This window comes from Corynebacterium striatum (genome assembly GCF_016728105.1).
Taxonomy (GTDB): Bacteria; Actinomycetota; Actinomycetes; order Mycobacteriales; family Mycobacteriaceae; genus Corynebacterium; species Corynebacterium striatum.
This window is the reverse complement of the sequence record NZ_CP068158.1, coordinates 2,334,126-2,351,036: the sequence shown is the minus strand read 5'-3', so window position 1 is coordinate 2,351,036 and position 16,911 is coordinate 2,334,126. Positions and strand designations below refer to the sequence as shown.

Sequence of the window (16,911 nt, the reverse complement as noted above, 5' to 3'; positions counted from 1 at the left end):
GAAACTAGTTGATAAACTAGCGGTCATGGCTCTCCACGAAAGCATCCCTAAGCTTGGGGCTCGTAACACCAAACAACGCACCGCAGTTGTTGAGGTTCTGCGTGAACTTGATAAATTCGCCTCTGCCAAGGACATTCACCATGCCTTGCAGGAACGCAACCACAAGGTCGGTCTGACCACCGTCTACCGCACGCTGCAGTCTCTATCGGACATCGATGCTGTCGACGCACTGCACATGCCCTCCGGTGAAACTCTCTACCGTCATTGCGAATCCGCTAACCACCACCATCACCTGGTGTGCACCAAGTGTGGCCGCACCGAAGAGATCGATGGCGGCCCAATCGAGAAGTGGGCCAGCTCCGTCGCTGCTGAGCACGACTTTGAGCTCACCGGCCATGATGCCGAAATCTTCGGCATCTGTGCAGACTGCCGCGCCTAACAACCACGAAAAAGCCGTATATCCACAAAATAGCCGTATATCCACAAAATGGCTTCAGCTATTTTGTGCCCCCGAAGCGACGGTCACGTCGTGCATATTCTTCAACTGCGGCGTACAGGTCCTCCGGCGTGAAGTCGGGGAACAGCTTGTCCTGGTAAATCATCTCCGCGTACGCGGACTGCCATAGCAGGAAGTTCGACGTTCGCTTCTCCCCCGACGGGCGCAGGAACAAATCCACGTCCGGCATGGTGGGGTCATAGAGAGCCGCGCTTAGCGACGCCTCATTAATCGCACTCGGCTTCAACTCACCCTTGGCCACCTGATCGGCGAGCTTGCGAACGCCGTCGACAAGCTCGGCGCGCCCACCGTAGTTCACGCACATCGCCAACGTCATGCGCGTGTTGTTCTTGGTCAGCTCCTGCGCGGTCTCGAGCTCCTTGATAACCGAGCGCCACAGGCGCGGGCGGCGTCCAACCCAGACCACGCGCACGCCCTTCTCGTTGAGCCACTCGCGCTGCCGGCGCAGCACATCGCGGTTAAACGCCATGAGGAAGCGCACCTCTTCGGGGCTGCGGCGCCAGTTCTCGGTGGAGAAGGCGTAGGCAGACAGGTACGGGATGTTCATGGACAGGCAGGCATCGACGACGTCGAGAAGCACAGCCTCCCCGCGACGATGCCCCTCGGTGCGCTTCATGCCGCGCTCCTCGGCCCAGCGGCCATTGCCGTCCATGACCAGCGCGATGTGCTTGGGCAGGAACTCCTCCGGGATGGCGGGTGGGTTAAGGACTCGGTTCGGGTCTGGCGTAATCACGCGCCTTATCTTACTGGTCCATAACCCCTAACGCGGTAACCTTGCGCTCTAGGTGCCATTGCAGGTGCGCGCGGGTCAGCTGGTGTGCCTCTTGACGCTGCTCATGGGTCGGATTGCTGGGGCACCCGTGCGCCAGCAACCACATGTGATGCAGCGTCTCCGGGTCCACCTCCGCCGCGCCCGGTGGGCGGCACTCGTGGCAGGCCGCACCGCCCACAGCCGGGTGGAAGGCGTGGTGGGGCCCTGGCTTTTGGCACTGCGCGCAGTCAAAGAGGCTGGGCGCCCAGCCGGCGTGCGCCATCGCCTGCAAGAGGAAGGCGTCGAGGGCCTGGAGTGGGTCGTCGTACTGCATGACCTGCAGGGTGTGGACCAGCGCGGTGTAGAGGTAAGGGTCGGAGTCGGCGTCGGTGAAAGCCAGGCGCTCGGCCGATTCGAGGGCTGCGCACGCCGCGGTATAACGCTCGTAGTCCTCGATGATGTTGGCGCCGAAGTAGTCCACGGTGTCGGCCTGGGAAATGGTGTAGAGATTGCGGCCGCGATACAGCTGCACGTCGAGGTTCACGAACAGCTGCAGACGGGAGCCGAAGCGTGACTTGGCGCGGCGCACTCCCTTGGCCACTCCCCTGACCAGGCCATGGTTGCGGGTCAGCAGGACGATCACGCGGTCGGCCTCGCCGAAGTCATAGCTGCGGATGACCAAGGCGCGGTCGCGGAAGTTTTCCCTCGCCACGGGCTTAGAAGCCGAGGCGGCCGAGCATCTTCGGGTCCGACTGCCAGTTCTTGAGCACCTTGATGCGCAGGTCCAGGTACACGTTCTGGCCGAGCAGCTGGATGATTTCCTTGCGGGCGGTGCCGACTATGCGCATAAAACGGCGGCCATCCTTGCCCTCGATGATGCGCTTTTGGCCGGGGCGCTCTAGGTAGAGGACGGCGTGGATGTTGAGGACGTCGGGGCGAGCCTCATCCGGCAGCATCTCGTCGACGGAGACGGCCACGCTGTGCGGCAGCTCGTCTTTGAGCCCAGCCAGCGCAGCCTCGCGGATGAGCTCGGAAATGCGCTTTTCCTGCTCTTCGTCAGTGATGTGATCATCCGGGTAGAACTTAGGGCCCTCCGGCAGGTGATCGACGATGACCTGGGTCAGCTCATCCAGTTGTACGCGCTGGGTGGCCGAAACCGGGATGACCACGGCGTCGGGGTTGTCCTCGCTGAGCAGCTCATGCAGCGCCAAAAGCTGCGCGCCGACCTGGTCCTTGCTGGCCTTATCCAGCTTGGTCACGATGCCGATGATCGGGGTCTTCGGCGCTACCTTGCGGACGTTCTCCAGAATCCAGCGGTCACCTGGGCCGATCTTCTCGTCGGCGGGGATGGTCAGGCCGATGACGTCCACGTCCGCGTACGTGTCCTTGACCATCTCGTTGAGGCGCTCGCCCAACAGGGTGCGGGGGCGGTGCAGGCCCGGTGTATCCACGACGATAACTTGGGCGTCTTCGCGGTGGACCAGGCCGCGGATGGGGTGACGGGTGGTCTCCGGCTGGTTGGCGGTGATGGCAATCTTCTGGCCTACCAGCGCGTTGGTCAGAGTCGACTTGCCCGTGTTAGGGCGGCCCACGAAGGACACGAAGCCGGAGCGGAATCCCTCCGGGGTGTCGGTGTAGTCGGTGTAGTCGAGAACCTCCCCGTCGGCGGGGAGGTTCTCAAAGGCGGCGTCAAAATCGGTACTCATTGCTAGTCATCATAGCCCAGCCGCGTCACAGTAGTACATACGCGTTTGCGGCTGCCCGTGGGCCTCTTCACCGGCGTTCTCCTCTCGCAAATACCCAGGGCTGGAAATGCAGCTTTCTGGTGGAATGCGCGGCGTCGGCACGCGCGGCGAAACGCGAACAGGACCTCTGGGTTTCCAGGGCTGGGTAACTATGCGGCGCGCCTAGGGCCCATCGCCAACATTCGGCGCACCGTCGCGACAAACTCCTCCGGCCGGGCGCGCAACTCCTCCGGGCTAAAGCGCAGGACCACATAACCCATGTTGAGCAGCTCCTTCTGGCGGCGGTGCTCCGCGCGAATCGCCTCCACAGGCTTGTCTTGGTATTTGACATCGCCGTCGATTTCAATGAGCAACCAGCCGTCAATTGCCAAATCAGCGCGGTACTTGCCCACAACGTACTGCGTGCGCACGTTTATGCCCGCACGCAGCAACAACGCGCGGGCATAGGACTCCCACGGCGACTCAGAATCAACCACGGTCGCAGCCACCACGGCGCGTGCCGTCGCTACGCCCTTGACGCGGCCCAGCGCGCCCAACGTATCCTGCATGCGACGGCGGCCCACCTGTGCACGCACATAATCCGCGGCGACCAGCCCCTCTTCGAAGCCGTGCAGACGGGCCATGTCAATCGCGGTACGCTCCAGCGAGGTGAGTTTAATGCCGTGCACAGTGGTGGTTTGCCCGTGCAGGCGGGCAGCTTTATAAGCGAAGAAATGCCCCTTGGATTTCTGCGGTACCGAGCCCGAGGGCAGCACTGCTGGGTATTCGGTGGGGCGGCTAATGGTGGGAATGCCGTGTATCAGAGCCGCGGGCTTTCCGATCAGCACGGCTTTATGCACGGTCCGTGCGTGGATATACACCCGCGCTATGTCGCGTTCCCAGGGTTTGAGCCGATTCCAAAATTGCTTCGGCAGCGCGAAGCACCAGGCCGCGCGCACGATTTTGCCGTGGTGCATCTGCAGCCAGCACGGGTCTTCGTTGGATAGTTGGCGAAGGTCAATAAGGTGGGCGTCGATTGTGTCAAAAAGTAACGCGTTGTCCATGCCTTACTTTTAACCGGCGGTGGGTGCTGGCGCGCGGCAAGTGCGGCCAGGATGGTCAAATCCCCAGGGCTGGGCACCCAGACCTCCTGTTCGCGTTTCGCCGCGCTTGCCGACGCCCCGCTTTCCACCAGAAAGCTGCATTTCCAGGTCTGGGTATTTGCCAAAAGGCGTGGGACGGGTGCGCTAGAGCTCCTCGACGTGGAACTGCAGCTGCGGATTCGCAAACACGTCCTGGGACTCAATGAGCTGCAGCTCCTGCGAGTCTGCCTCATAAGTGTTGTGCAGCAAGTCGTACACCGAAGACGCGGTGCGCTTCAACGCCAGCTTCGCGTCATGGGTTTCGACGTAGTGGCCGGTGAACAGCGCCGCAGTGACGTCGCCGGAGCCATTGCGCTTGAACGGCAGGAACGGGGTGGCCACGATAAAGGCGCGGTCGCCGTCCACGGCGAGCATCTCGATGGTCTCCTCCGGGGTTTCCGGGCGCTTTACCGAGGTGACCAGCACGGTCTTCGGGCCGATTTCCTGCGCAGCCTTCACGGCCTCGAGGGTCTGCTCCAAGGTGCCGACCTCGTGGTCAGTCAGGTAACCCAGCTCGAACTGGTTCGGGGTGATGATGTCAGCCACCGGCACGACCTTATCGCGCAGCAGCGGCGGAATCTCGTCCGAGACGAAGCAGCCCGACTTCGCGTTGCCCATGACTGGGTCGCACGCGTAGAGGGCCTTGGGGTTGACGGCCTTGATGCGGGTCACGGCGTCGACAATAGCGCCTGCAATATCCGGACCACCCTGGTAGCCAGAGAGGATTGCGTCGATCTTCTCAAAGGCGCCGCGCTTCTCGATGCCGTCGATAATGCTAGTGACATCAGCAGCTGGGATGAGTGGTCCGCCCCAATCGCCGTAGCCGGTGTGGTTGGAGAAGTTCACCGTGTGAACCGGCCATACCTCGTGGCCCGCGCGCTGGAGCGGGAAGACTGCAGCAGAGTTGCCGACGTGGCCGTAGGTGACATGGGACTGGATCGAAAGAATATTCATGGCACCTATCTTGCTCTATTTCACGGACCGCACAAAAGAAATCGCGGATTTAATTTTTCTCGGGTGCCCGCAGGAGAGGGAGGACAGCCTCGTCTACGAATTCGACTAAGCCACGGAAGTTTGGGAATGTTTGCATCGCTCATTCTTGAAATCTCTTGACCTTGACGCGGCGTCATAGTTTATAAAAGCCTTATGAAGATCTCCGAAGTCGCTCGAGCGTTGGGCTGCAGCGTGCGCACAATTCGCCACTATCACCAACGGGGCGTGGTCCCGGAGCCGGAACGTAAGGCAAACGGATATCGCGACTATTCGCTCGCAGACCTTGCTGCGTTAGTGAAGGTTCGGCAGCTGGCCGTGGCAGGGATTCCGCTCAAATCCCTGACCGGAGAGCCCGAAGATGCGTTGTACGATGCGGCGCTTAAAGAAATAGAGCGACGAGTCGCAAATCTGGAAGAGCAACGTGCGCGACTCATTCGGCTCAGGGATAATCCGCCGGGACCGGCTCCCCACGGATTGATGGTTCTTATGAAAGAAGTTCTCGCCGAAAGTGGGCTGTCGGAAGTCGAGATTGCACAAGAAGTTGATGCATGGAGTCTCATGGCTTATTCCGGAGTTGCTACGGCTCAGACATGGCGCGTGCTTGAGACAAATCTGAGTTCGCCTCAATGTGTCTCAAGGATTAGGGCGCAGCATCAACGGTGGAAACAGCTCGGTGAGACCGAACCTGGTCCGGAGTGCGATGAACTCGCAGAACAGTGGTTCAAGTCCTATAAGGAAGGCGTCATGAACGGAGTTTTCGCAACGTTGCGGCCCGGATATTTGGAGCTCCAGCCGCGCGACATCTCAGCCCGTAAAGGCCAATTGGTGGCCTTGGAATTGGTACGGCGATGAAGGCTAGATCGCTGGTTTTCACGGTCCTCATTGGTGCCGTCCTGGCGGCAGAACTCTATGTCCTCATTGCTGGCGGCGGAAGAGGAACCGTGATCGTTACGGGAGTCATCGCTCTAGAGCTTCTTCTGGCTGCCGCTTTTCTTTTCATCAACCGCGACGAGGATATTGCGCCGGTACAAGCAGTGAAGGCCGAGCTCCGTATGTTGAAGACATGTGTACTCGTACTACTACGGCAGCGGCGGTATTCGGGCAAAGTGCTCGACTCCCATCGCGGTTGGTGGGTGATTCCGGCTGCGGTTACAGGAGCGACTGGGATTGAATGCATTGCGATCGAGCTTCTGGTGCCGTGGGCATGGCTGCGCGCGCTAATCCTCGTTGTTTCCCTCTATTCGCTCATCTTGCTGTGGGGAATCTTTGGCGCCGCCTACACCTATCCACATTTCGTTGATGGGACGTTGGTGCTGCGCCATGCGGGTAAGGAAGTAGCGAGCATTGCCGCGGGAGAAATCGCGAACATCACCCTGTCACGGGGTTACTCCCATGAGAGATATGCAATTGATGAAGACACATTGATTTTAGGAAACGGCAACGGGAGCAACGTTCACATCGAGCTTGCATCGCCACTGCTCGTGCCAGCGCCAAAGTGGCCGTGGCAGAAGGAACAGCTGTCGCATGTCAACCACGTGCAGGTCTGGTTTGATGCTCCGTCAGAAGCAATCACGGCTATTTCACGATCTGCTTAGCGGGTCACTCTAACTACCGCCATGGTTCAAGCCCATGGCCGCCGCTTTAAGCCGCTCGACTAATCCTTGCGGCGCGGCTCGGCAACTGGGGGGATGCCGCCGCCGGGGACCTCTTTGTCGAGGTTGGCGCGCTCGGCCGCGTCGGGGAAGGCCTTGGGGCCCGAGGGCTTGGGCTGGTAGCTCACACCGCGGGCCGCGAGGTCGTCGTACCAATCAGCCAGCAGCTCGTTCTGCAGGCTAAACATCTCTTTTTCCTCCGCCGGGGTGGCGTGGTCATAGCCCAGCAGGTGGAGGCAACCGTGCACCGTCAGCAACGCGAGCTCGTGGCCCAGCGAGTGGCCCGCCGCATTGGCTTGGCGCAGGGCAAACTCAGGGCAGAGCACGATGTCGCCGAGCATGGCCGGGCCCATTTCGGGGGCGTCGGGACGCGTGCCCAACGCGCCCGGCGTGATCTCATCCATGGGGAAACTCATGACGTCGGTTGGGCCCTCGAGGTCCATCCAGCGCACGTGCAGGTCCGCAATAGTCTCCAAGTCGACCGCGGTGATGGTGCACTCGGCGTCCGGGTTGATGTCCATGGCTCCAAAGGCAAAGGATGCAACGTCGATGAGCATCTCCTCGTTGACGCCCTCAAAGCCGGACTCGTTGATGAACTCGATGGACATTTATTCGCCTTCCTCTACGTACTTGGACGCTGCGTTCTTAGCGGCGTTTTTCGCCTCAGCGGCATCATAAGCGTTGACGATGCGGCTCACGAGCTGGTGCCTGACCACGTCGCCCGAGCCCAGGTCCGCAAAGTGAATATCCGGCACGCCTTCCAAAATGCGGCGCACTAAACGCAGGCCGGAGACCTGGCCGCGTGGGAGGTCCACCTGCGAGATGTCACCCGTGACCACGATCTTGGAGCCAAAGCCCAGACGGGTCAGGAACATCTTCATCTGCGCCGGGGTGGTGTTTTGGGCCTCGTCGAGGATGACAAAGGCGTCGTTCAGCGTGCGGCCACGCATGTACGCCAGCGGGGCGACCTCGATGATGCCGGCCTCCATGAGCTTCGGAATCATCTCGGGGTCAAGCATGTCGCGCAGGGCGTCGTAAAGTGGGCGCAGGTACGGGTCAATCTTGTCATTTAAGGTTCCCGGGAGGAAGCCCAGTTTCTCTCCCGCCTCGACGGCCGGGCGGGTCAAGATGATGCGCGAGACCTGCTTGGTCTGCAGGGCCTGAACCGCCTTGGCCACGGCCAGGTAGGTCTTGCCGGAGCCGGCCGGGCCGATGCCGAAGACCACGGTGTTGTCATCGATGGCCTGGACGTACTCGGACTGGCCCACCGTCTTCGGGCGCACGGACTTGCCGCGGCGTTTGACGATGTCCGCCGCCAGCGCCGCGGAGACCGACTGCGGGGCATCAACAGCCACCATGTCCACGGTGTGCTTAACGGTATCGGTGCTCACGCAGTGGCCGCGGCGCGCGATGGCCTCGAGCTCCTCAAGGACCTTTGCGGCGCGGGCTACCTCGTAGTCAGGGCCGGTAACCGTAACGGTGGTTCCCCGGGCGAATAGGTCCGCGTCCAGCAGGTTATTGAGCACGCGCAGATTATCGTCCGCGCTGCCCAGCACCGTGGCTACGTAGACGGAGTCGAGCTCAAACTTCTTGGTGATAATAGGCACTCTCACAGGCTACCAGCGGTCAGTGAGGGTGCCGATTGCAGCAAGGGCCACCATGGCTGCCGACGCCGTGCGCAAGACCTCAGGACCAAGCTTGATGGACTGCGCGCCGAGGCGCTCCAGCTCCTCCGCACCGATGCCACCTTCTGGGCCGACAAGCAGGTAGACAGTGCCCTCCAGCGGGACGTCCTTGATGGAGGCGGTGGCCTCCTCGTGCAGCACGTAGGCGGTCTGGCTGGCGATGAGCTGCGCGACCTGCGGCGTGGTCAGCGGCCCAGAGACCGCCGGGATGCGGTCGCGGCGGGACTGTTTCGCGGCAGCAATCGCTGCTGCCTCCCACTTGGCCAAGGCCTTGGGCGCCTTTTTGGCATCCCACTTGGCCACACAGCGATCGGCTTGCCACGCGATGATTTCGTCGGCGCCGGCCTGGGTGGCAAGGTCCACGGCGAGCTCGGAGCGCTCAGACTTCGGGATGGCCTGCACCACTACCACGCGGGGGTTGGGCTCGGGCGCAAAAGTCACGGCGTCGACAAGCGCGGCCAAATGATCCTTGCCCGAAATGGACTGGATGGTGGCCAGGGCGGCGGTGCCCGTGCCGTCGATGAGCTTGAGCCGCTCCCCTACGCTAAGGCGCTTGACCGTCACCGCGTGGCGGCCCTCCGCGCCGTCGAGCCCCACCGGCTCGCCCACGCGGGCCTGCGAAAGATCGGGGTGGATAAAGACCGGCAGCGACATTAGCGGCGGAACCTATCGCGGATGCGGGAGAAGAAGGATTCTTCCTGGCCGTCGCCGGACTCACGCACGCGGGCGCCCTCGTCGCGGGAATCGCGGACCTTCTCGAGCAGCTCGCGGGTCTTCTTGTCGAGCTCCTTCGGAACCACGACATCAACGTGGGCAAACAGGTTGCCAAAGCCATCGGTGCGCAGGCGCGGCATGCCTTTGCCCTCGACCTTGATGGACTCGCCCGGCTGGGTGCCCGGCTCGATGTCGATGTTGAGCTCCTCGCCATCTAGCTGATCGATGGTGAAGTTGGTGCCCAGCGCTGCATCCACCATGGGCACGCGCACCGTCAGGTGCAGGTCGTCGGCGTTGCGCTCGAAGACTGCGTGCGGCTTGGTGGAGACCTCCACGTACAGGTCACCAGCAGGGCCGCCGCCGTGGCCAACCTCGCCTTGAGAGGCCATGCGGATGCGCATGCCGTCACCGATGCCAGCCGGGATGTTCACGGTGAGATCGCGGCGCTTCTTCACGCGGCCGTCGCCGCCACAGTGATTGCAGGGGTCGGTGATGACCTCACCGAAGCCCTGGCACTGTGGGCACGGACGGGTGGTCATGACGTTGCCCAGGAAGCTGCGCTGCATCTCCTGGATTTCACCCATGCCGCCACACCCCTGGCAGGTAACTGGCTTGGCCTTGGAAGCAGAGCCGGTGCCCTCGCAGCGATCGCAGATCACAGCGGTGTCCACGGTGACCTGCTTCTTCAGGCCGGAGAACGCCTCCTCCAGGGTGATGGTGGTGCGCAGCAATGCGTCGTTGCCCGGCTGCACGCGGGAACGCGGGCCACGCGAGCCGCCGGCCGCGCCGCCGAAGAACTCAGCGAAGATATCGCCAAGACCGCCGCCACCGAAGCCACCGCCAAAGCCTGCTCCACCGCCGCGTTCCTCCATGGGGTCACCGCCCATGTCCACGATTTGGCGCTTTTGTGGGTCGAGGAGCACTTCCTGCGCGAGGGAGGCCTCGCGGAACTTCTCGGCAGCTTCGTCATCTCCCGGGTTGACGTCTGGGTGGTACTTGCGCGCAAGTTTGCGATACGCCTTCTTGATTTCGGCGTCGGAAGCGGATTTTTCTACACCAAGGATTCCGTAATAATCACGAGCCACTTAACAAAAGTCCTTCTAAATATAGAGTCACGGGAAAGTATCCGTGCCAGCTTACTCGCCGGCCAAAATTTCGCTTACATAGCGTGCAACAGCAGAGACCTTGGAGATTGTTCCCGAGTAGTCCATATACGTGGGCCCCACCACGCCAAGGCCGCCGAGTGTTTCACGTCCAGCTCCGTACGCAGTCGCGACCACGGAGGCCTGCCGCAGCTGATCCTCTTCGTTTTCCTCGCCAATCACCACAGAGACGTTGCCCAAATCCGGCACGCGGGCCAAAAGTTTCAACACCACGACCTGCTCTTCAAGGGCCTCGATGAGTGAGGGCAGCCCCTCCGGGAAATCGCGCGCTATCCGCGTGAGATTAGAGGTACCCGCCAGAATCAGGCGGTCGGAGGGACGCTCCACCAGTGTTTCGATAAGAGTCGTGGCCGCATTGAGCACGTGCGGGCGGATATCCGGCGGGGAGTTCTCGACGAGGTCGGCCAGCTCTACGGAGGCGTCGGTAAGCGTCTTGCCCTCCAGCGCTTTATTGAGAGACTCCCGCAGACGCGCGGTCTGCATTAGGTCGATGATGCTGTCGAGCTCGACGTTGCGCTGATCGACGCGCCCGTTATCCGTGATGAGCACCAACAACAGGCGCACTGGGGAAAGCGCCACGACCTCGCAGTGCTTCACGCGCGAAACCTTGAGGTTGGGCATCTGCACCACCGCCGCCTGCTTGGTCACCTGCGCCAGCAGCTGCACGCTGCGGCGCAGGACGTCCTCCAAGTCGACGCCGCCTTCCAAGAAGGTCAGCATGGCGCGGCGCTCGGAAGCAGACAAGGGTTTTACGTCGTGCAACGAATCGACGAACTGGCGGTAGCCCTTCTGCGTGGGCACGCGCCCGGAGCTGGTGTGCTCATGAGCAATCAGCCCCTCCGATTCCAACACCGCCATATCGTTGCGGATGGTGGCAGAGGAAACGCCCAGCTGATAACGCTCCAGCAGGGATTTGGACCCCACGGGTTCCTGGGAGGCAATATAGTCCGCCACAATGGCGCGCAGTACCTCGCGGCGGCGAGCATCAGTGGAATTGGACATGCGCCCTATGTTACCTACCTTCACTGTGGCCTATAAGGTGGCCTTTAAGCTTCCTCGGCAACCAACAAGTCGGTGATGATGCCGTCTGCCAAAAGGCGCCCGGGCTTGGTCAAGCACAGCCGATCGCCGGCGCGCTGCAGCAACCCACGGCAGATGTAGTCCGCGATGACCGGCTCCGCGCCGCTGCCCAGCCAGCCAGCCGGGATTCCCTCGCGCAGGCGCAGGCCGAGCATGACCTTCTCCATGTGCCGCTCGGCGTCGGTTAGCGTCTCGCGTTCCTTCACCGGCAGCTCGCCGCGACCCAGCATCTCGTTGTAGCGGCGGGGCAGCTTCACGTTGTAGAAGCGCTCGTTGCCTAGGTGCGAGTGAGCGCCAGGCCCCGCCCCCCACCAGTTGCCGTCCACCCAGTAGATGCGGTTGTGCTGGCACTCCCCGCCGGGCTTGGCCCAGTTGGAGACCTCGTACCACTCGAAGCCTTCCGCTTCGAGCGTCGCAGAGACGGCCTCATAGCGTCTTGCAAGCACGTCCTCGTCGGGGGCAGGCAGCAGGCCCTTGTTGACCTTGCGCGCCATGCGAGTGCCATCTTCCACGATGAGCGAGTAGGCGCTGACATGATCCACGCCGGTCTCCAGCACGCGATCCAGGGTCAGGCGCACGTCGTCGTCGGTTTCGGTGGGCGTGCCATAAATCATGTCGAGGTTGACGTGCTCAAAACCTGCGGCGCGGGCCTCGCGGGCGGCGTCGAAAGCCCGGCCCGGGGTATGCGCACGCTCAAGCACTCGCAGCACGCTATCCGACGCCGATTGCATCCCCAACGACACCCTCGTAAAGCCCGATTCCAGCAGGCCCTCGAAGTACTCGGGGCTCGTAGACTCTGGATTGGACTCCGTGGTCACCTCGGCTCCAGGCGCCAAGCCAAAGGTCTCCTTGACACGGCCTAGGATGCGGCCGAGCCCCTGCGCTCCCAGCATGCTTGGGGTGCCGCCGCCGATGAACACGGTCTCGGCCGGCCTGCCTACCTGCTGCGCGGCCATCCCCAGCTCGCGCTCCAAGGCGTCGAGGTACTCCGCCGTCAGGTCGCCGCCCAATTCGCCTGGCGTATAGGTATTGAAATCGCAATAACCGCAGCGTGAGGAGCAGAATGGGACATGGATATAAAGGCCAAAGGGAGCGGTCATGTACTAAAGCCTAGCGCGGCCGGGAACTAATGAGACCACCGCGCCGTTTAAGCATGTAGTCTATTCAGCAGTTTCTCACAAATAGAAAGGCACCTTCAGTGGAACCTCCGAGTCGATGTCCCCGCCTTAAAGATTGGCAGGCGGGGTAGGCCATGTTGCAAGCAATCCTTTTAATCCTTGCGGGATTTGTGGTCATTGGCCTGATTATCGTCGCGAATGCGTACTTCGTTGCGCAGGAATTTTCATTCATGTCCGTGGACCGCACGCAGTTGCGGTCGAAGGCCGCTGAGGGGGATAAAACCGCAGCTAGAGCGCTGCACATCACCCAACGCACGTCCTTCATGCTCTCCGGCGCGCAGCTGGGTATCACCATCACCGGCCTGTTGATCGGTTACGTGGCAGAACCCCTTGTGGGCCGTGGTTTGGGCGAGCTGCTTGGCGACGCCGGCGTTCCCGTCGCCGTCTCCGTCACCATCGGTACGGTGGCCGCACTGTTTATCTCCACCATTGCCACAATGCTCTTTGCGGAGCTCTTCCCCAAAAACTACACCATCGCAGCACCGATGAAGACCGCCCTGTGGCTGTCCACCTCCACCATGTGGTACCTGCGCATTTTCGGCTGGCTCATCCACTTTTTCGAGTACTCCTCGAATGCCATCCTGAAGCTTTTCGGCATCGAGCCGGTAGCGGACGTTGACTCATCTGCCACCACCGATGACCTCGAATCCATCGTGGATGCTTCCCACGAGGCCGGCGAGCTGGACGAGGCCACCTACTTGGTCCTCGACCGCCTGCTGGACTTCCCAGAACACGACGTGGGACACGCGATGATTCCGCGCTCCCGCGTTGACGTCATCGATCCGGAGACCACCATTGGCGAAGTCCGCGAGATGATGTCCGTGAACCACACCCGCTACCCCATCATCGACGACGAGCACAACCCCATCGGCGTGGTCCACCTCTTCGACGTATTGGGCACGCAGCTTCCCGACGCCACCGCAGCCACCGCGGTCATGCAGGAACCCGTTGTGGTTCCGGAGCTCATGCCGCTTCCCGACGTCGTGAACGAACTACGCGACGCCAGCGAAAAGCTCGCCTGCGTCATCGACGAATATGGCGGCTTTGTGGGCATCGTGACCATGGAGGACCTCGCGGAAGAAATCCTGGGCGACGTCACCGACGAGCACGACCTAGAAGAGACCGAGGAAATCACCGAGCAGGATGACTCCCACTGGTTGGTCGACGGCGATACGCCAATCGACGAGATCGAGCGCGCCATTGGCCACGACCTGCCGGAAGGCGACTTCGAGACCGTGGCCGGCCTGCTGATTTCCCACTCCGGCGCGCTGCCTGAGGAGGGCGAGGAGTACACGATTGAGCTCGAGGCGGAGCCGGATGACTGGGTAGAGCGCGACGACGCCCCAGTGCGAAAGCTGCACATGCGCGTCGAGGAGATTGACCGCCACGTGCCGTCGACCTTAGCGCTGGAGCTGATTGAGGAATACCCCGACGGACACGAGCCGGAAGAGGAGAAAGCATAATGACTGATACCTGGTGGTTTAATGTCAGCGTCACGCTGCTCATCATCGCGGCCTCAGCCTTCTTCGTCATTATCGAATTCTCCTTGATGGGTGCGCGCCGCAACCGCTTGGAGGAAACCGCTGAGTCTTCCCGCGCCTCGCGTGCGGGCCTGCGCTCGCTCAACGAGCTGACCATCATGTTGGCCGGCGCCCAGCTGGGTATTACGGCCGCAACCTTCGTGTTGGGTGCTGTGACCAAGCCGTGGGTTCACCACCTTCTGATGCACCCGTTGGAGGCTGTCGGCCTGCCGCTGGGCGTGGCCGACGTGGTCTCCTTCATCTTGGCCCTGTTCGTGGTCACCTTCCTCCACTTGGTCATCGGCGAGATGGCCCCGAAGTCCTGGGCTATTACCCACCCAGAGACGGCCCTGCAGCTCATTGCTGTGCCAGCCCGCGGCTTCATTTGGCTCTTCCGCCCGCTGCTGAAGTGGATCAACTCCATGGCAAACAAGATGGTCATCTGGGCTGGCGAAGAGCCCGTCGACCGCGCTGGCGCCGCCGGCTACGACGCCGAGACCCTGCGCCACTTGGTGGAGCACTCCCGCGAGACCGGCACGCTTGATGACGACTCCGCGAACCAAATCACCGGCGTCATCGAGCTCGAGGCCTCCACCGTGGGTGCGCTGGCCCGTGAGCTCGGCTCGCAGGTTGTCCCGCTGCCATCCGACTCCACCGTGGCCGACCTACATGACTTGGTGCGCCGCAAGTCCATCATGCGCGTGCTGGTCTTCCCTAAGGATTCCCGTGTCCCGCGCATTGTGCACGTTCGCGATACCTTGCTAGCCGAACCCGAAACCCCAGTCCTCGAGTTCTCCCGCCCGGCGCTCACCGTGTCCTCGACGCTGACCGTCCAGAAGACGCTGGACCACATGCGCGCTCGCAACGAGCAGCTCGTGGCCGTGGGCAAGGCTGACAAGGACAAGGCAATGTGGATCCTGACCTGGGACGACATCATGGGTCAGCTGTGGCCACAGATTACCGAGCAGCTCGACCAGGTGGCTCCGGGCCCGCAGGTCTAACGCTTGGCCCCGCAAATACCCAGATCTGAAAGCCGCCTTTTGTTGACGTACACAACAAGTTATCCACAGCTTTAGAAACTGGGTCTAGCGCCAGCACCACAACGCGCGCGAAGCTAAGCCCATGACGCTTTTAGAAACACTTCACCGCACCAAGCCTCACGTCCACGAAGAAGTCAAGACCGGCTCACTCCTACAGCTAGCACCCCGCATGGCCGTCGACCGCGACGCCTACCTCGCCCTCAGCGCCTGCGAACGCAAGCGCCTCGAGTGCATCGCCGTCGCGCGCAGCTCCTATTCCGCAGTCCTCATTAGTAAGTCCGCCGCCCGCCTCCACGACCTCTGGCTCTTGCCCACCGACTCCGCCAAGGAGCCCGTCGAACTCGCGCTGCCCGGGCGCAGTTTGCCCCGCCACAACCGCAATGCTCCTGGCCGCCACTACCGCAAGACCACAGTGGGAACGCCACTTAGCATTGACGGCGCGCGGGTGGTCACGATGGAACGCGCGGTCGTTGACGTCGCTCGCTACCACGGCTTCCACCCCGGCCTGATCGCAGCAGATTCAGCCCTGCGCATGGGCACCACGAAGCAAGCGCTGCGCGACGCCCTAGCGAGCCTCGGCCGCGTGCATGGCGCAGCAGTCGTACGCCGCGTCATCGACGCCGCCAGCAGCCTGCCCCGCTCCCCCTATGAATCATCAGCCCGCGCTCTTATCCTTGACGCAGGCATTGCCGCAGTTCCACGCACGCACGTGGCCCCAGGAATCGAGGCGGAGCTGCTCGTCGGGGGCAAGATCATCATCGAGGTCGCACACCGCGGCGTCTTCCAGCGACGCGCCCAGCGCACGGAGTACCTACGCGCGCTGGGTTTCCGGGTGCTGCAGTTTACGCCGGAGCAACTGCTGGCCGAGCCGGAGTCTTTGCTCAAAGCGCTGCGTATGGTGCTGCGTGCGAAAGCTCAGGTCGCCTAAAGGAAGGAGAAAAGACAAACACCGCCGAAAGAGGGATTCGGCGGTGTTGCTGTCTCCTTGTGTGTTGGCAACAAGGAAGTCTATTTCTGGCACTGTCTACGCGACCTACGCGGTGGTCGCAGCCTGGCGGGCGGCCTCACGCTTGGCACGCACGCGGGCGACTACCGCGTTGATGCGAGCACGCTCCTCGAGGAAAGGCGGCGAGTTGCGGCCGCGCATCGTACGGACATAAGCCGGGTGGGCCTCCACAACCGTGTGGCGCCAAGCCTGAACCGCGATGAGCGCGGACTGGCCGGCACGCTTGTAGAGGTGCGGCAGGGAGACCATGTCGAGGTTGCGGGCCACTGCGTCGGTTTGATCGAGCACGTAGTCCACTAGCTCGCGCAGATAAGCCGCCACGGCTTCGGTGCGGCCGCGCAGGGTGGCTGCCAGTTCAGAGACCACGATGGTCGGAGAATCGATGGAGAACTGCGCGTCGAGGCTGCGCGCGGTGAGCTGCTCTGGCTCGGCGATGTCGTTGTTGCCGGAAGCGGCAGCGGAAATGGTGCCGGAGCGGACTCCGGAGACCAGCGCGTGGCGCAGCCCGATGAGCTCACCTACGCAGCGGCCGGAATCGACGCGGGCGTCCTCGACGATGTCGCCGAGTTCTGCCAAACAGTCGAGTGCAAGTTCATCGTCCCAGTCCTCAATCGCTTCGATGAGGTGCTCGATGTACTCAACTACTTCGTCGCCGATGTTGTAAATCTCTTGGGTCAGCTCGCGGTGACGTAGTTCGGCGGCGATTTTGTGCATGCCGGTCCTTTCCGCAAACTAACCTCTAGTTG

18 protein-coding genes are annotated in these 16,911 nt (G+C 62.1%); 6 read left to right on the top strand and 12 right to left on the bottom strand.

Going from position 1 to position 16,911, the window contains the following annotated elements; all coding sequences use genetic code 11:
• Positions 1-25: 25 nt before the first annotated feature.
• Positions 26-439, top strand: a complete 414-nt coding sequence (locus I6I72_RS10995; protein ID WP_005528453.1) for a Fur family transcriptional regulator — start codon at positions 26-28, stop codon at positions 437-439.
• A 58-nt stretch (positions 440-497) separates the two neighbouring features.
• Here I6I72_RS10995 and I6I72_RS10990 read toward each other — a convergent pair whose 3' ends face one another.
• The 5 genes from I6I72_RS10990 to pdxY all read right to left on the bottom strand — a co-directional run bounded on the left by I6I72_RS10990 (position 498) and on the right by pdxY (position 5,088).
• Positions 498-1,250, bottom strand: coding sequence for an isoprenyl transferase (locus tag I6I72_RS10990; RefSeq protein ID WP_005528451.1), 753 nt, complete (start codon positions 1,248-1,250; stop codon positions 498-500).
• Positions 1,251-1,260: 10 nt separating this feature from the next.
• Positions 1,261-1,980 (bottom strand): DNA repair protein RecO, encoded by a 720-nt coding sequence (gene recO / locus I6I72_RS10985; protein ID WP_049062584.1) that lies wholly within the window; start codon positions 1,978-1,980, stop codon positions 1,261-1,263.
• A gap of 4 nt (positions 1,981-1,984) precedes the next feature.
• Positions 1,985-2,974, bottom strand: coding sequence for a GTPase Era (era, locus tag I6I72_RS10980; RefSeq protein WP_049062583.1), 990 nt, complete (start codon positions 2,972-2,974; stop codon positions 1,985-1,987).
• A 188-nt stretch (positions 2,975-3,162) separates the two neighbouring features.
• A complete protein-coding gene (locus I6I72_RS10975; RefSeq protein ID WP_049062582.1) occupies positions 3,163-4,056 on the bottom strand; it encodes an endonuclease domain-containing protein in 894 nt (297 codons plus the stop codon).
• A 183-nt stretch (positions 4,057-4,239) separates the two neighbouring features.
• Positions 4,240-5,088: a pyridoxal kinase PdxY gene (gene pdxY, locus I6I72_RS10970; RefSeq protein ID WP_034656918.1), complete on the bottom strand. Its 849-nt coding sequence runs from the start codon at positions 5,086-5,088 to the stop codon at positions 4,240-4,242.
• Positions 5,089-5,280: 192 nt separating this feature from the next.
• On the opposite strand from pdxY, the gene I6I72_RS10965 reads away from it, so the two are divergent.
• Positions 5,281-5,979 (top strand): MerR family transcriptional regulator, encoded by a 699-nt coding sequence (locus I6I72_RS10965; protein ID WP_049062581.1) that lies wholly within the window; start codon positions 5,281-5,283, stop codon positions 5,977-5,979.
• Positions 5,976-6,722, top strand: coding sequence for a hypothetical protein (locus I6I72_RS10960; protein WP_100618934.1), 747 nt, complete (start codon positions 5,976-5,978; stop codon positions 6,720-6,722). Before I6I72_RS10965 ends, I6I72_RS10960 begins: the two co-directional genes overlap by 4 nt.
• A gap of 59 nt (positions 6,723-6,781) precedes the next feature.
• Here the strand turns inward: I6I72_RS10960 and ybeY are convergent, their stop codons facing one another.
• The 6 genes from ybeY to hemW are packed head-to-tail and all read right to left on the bottom strand — an operon-like array spanning position 6,782 to position 12,521.
• Positions 6,782-7,387, bottom strand: coding sequence for an rRNA maturation RNase YbeY (gene ybeY / locus I6I72_RS10955; RefSeq protein ID WP_049062579.1), 606 nt, complete (start codon positions 7,385-7,387; stop codon positions 6,782-6,784).
• Positions 7,388-8,386, bottom strand: coding sequence for a PhoH family protein (locus I6I72_RS10950; protein WP_049062578.1), 999 nt, complete (start codon positions 8,384-8,386; stop codon positions 7,388-7,390).
• Positions 8,387-8,395: 9 nt separating this feature from the next.
• Positions 8,396-9,118 carry a 16S rRNA (uracil(1498)-N(3))-methyltransferase gene (locus tag I6I72_RS10945; RefSeq protein WP_049062577.1) on the bottom strand — a complete coding sequence of 241 codons (723 nt, stop codon included), beginning with the start codon at positions 9,116-9,118 and terminating at the stop codon, positions 8,396-8,398.
• Entirely contained in the window at positions 9,118-10,263 is a 1,146-nt protein-coding gene (gene dnaJ, locus I6I72_RS10940; RefSeq protein ID WP_005528424.1) for a molecular chaperone DnaJ, read from the bottom strand. The genes I6I72_RS10945 and dnaJ overlap by 1 nt, the downstream gene beginning before the upstream one ends.
• A gap of 51 nt (positions 10,264-10,314) precedes the next feature.
• Entirely contained in the window at positions 10,315-11,343 is a 1,029-nt protein-coding gene (gene hrcA, locus I6I72_RS10935) for a heat-inducible transcriptional repressor HrcA (RefSeq protein ID WP_005528422.1), read from the bottom strand.
• 44 nt (positions 11,344-11,387) lie between these two features.
• A complete protein-coding gene (gene hemW / locus I6I72_RS10930) occupies positions 11,388-12,521 on the bottom strand; it encodes a radical SAM family heme chaperone HemW (protein WP_034656756.1) in 1,134 nt (377 codons plus the stop codon).
• 152 nt (positions 12,522-12,673) lie between these two features.
• Between hemW and I6I72_RS10925 the strand changes: the two genes are divergently transcribed.
• The 3 genes from I6I72_RS10925 to I6I72_RS10915 all read left to right on the top strand — a co-directional run bounded on the left by I6I72_RS10925 (position 12,674) and on the right by I6I72_RS10915 (position 16,087).
• Positions 12,674-14,062 (top strand): hemolysin family protein, encoded by a 1,389-nt coding sequence (locus I6I72_RS10925; protein WP_049147719.1) that lies wholly within the window; start codon positions 12,674-12,676, stop codon positions 14,060-14,062.
• Positions 14,062-15,120: a CNNM domain-containing protein gene (locus I6I72_RS10920; RefSeq protein WP_005528417.1), complete on the top strand. Its 1,059-nt coding sequence runs from the start codon at positions 14,062-14,064 to the stop codon at positions 15,118-15,120. The genes I6I72_RS10925 and I6I72_RS10920 overlap by 1 nt, the downstream gene beginning before the upstream one ends.
• 121 nt (positions 15,121-15,241) lie before the next feature.
• Entirely contained in the window at positions 15,242-16,087 is an 846-nt protein-coding gene (locus tag I6I72_RS10915; protein WP_049062574.1) for a DUF559 domain-containing protein, read from the top strand.
• A gap of 105 nt (positions 16,088-16,192) precedes the next feature.
• Here the strand turns inward: I6I72_RS10915 and I6I72_RS10910 are convergent, their stop codons facing one another.
• A complete protein-coding gene (locus I6I72_RS10910) occupies positions 16,193-16,879 on the bottom strand; it encodes a hypothetical protein (protein ID WP_005528395.1) in 687 nt (228 codons plus the stop codon).
• Positions 16,880-16,911: the final 32 nt, after the last annotated feature.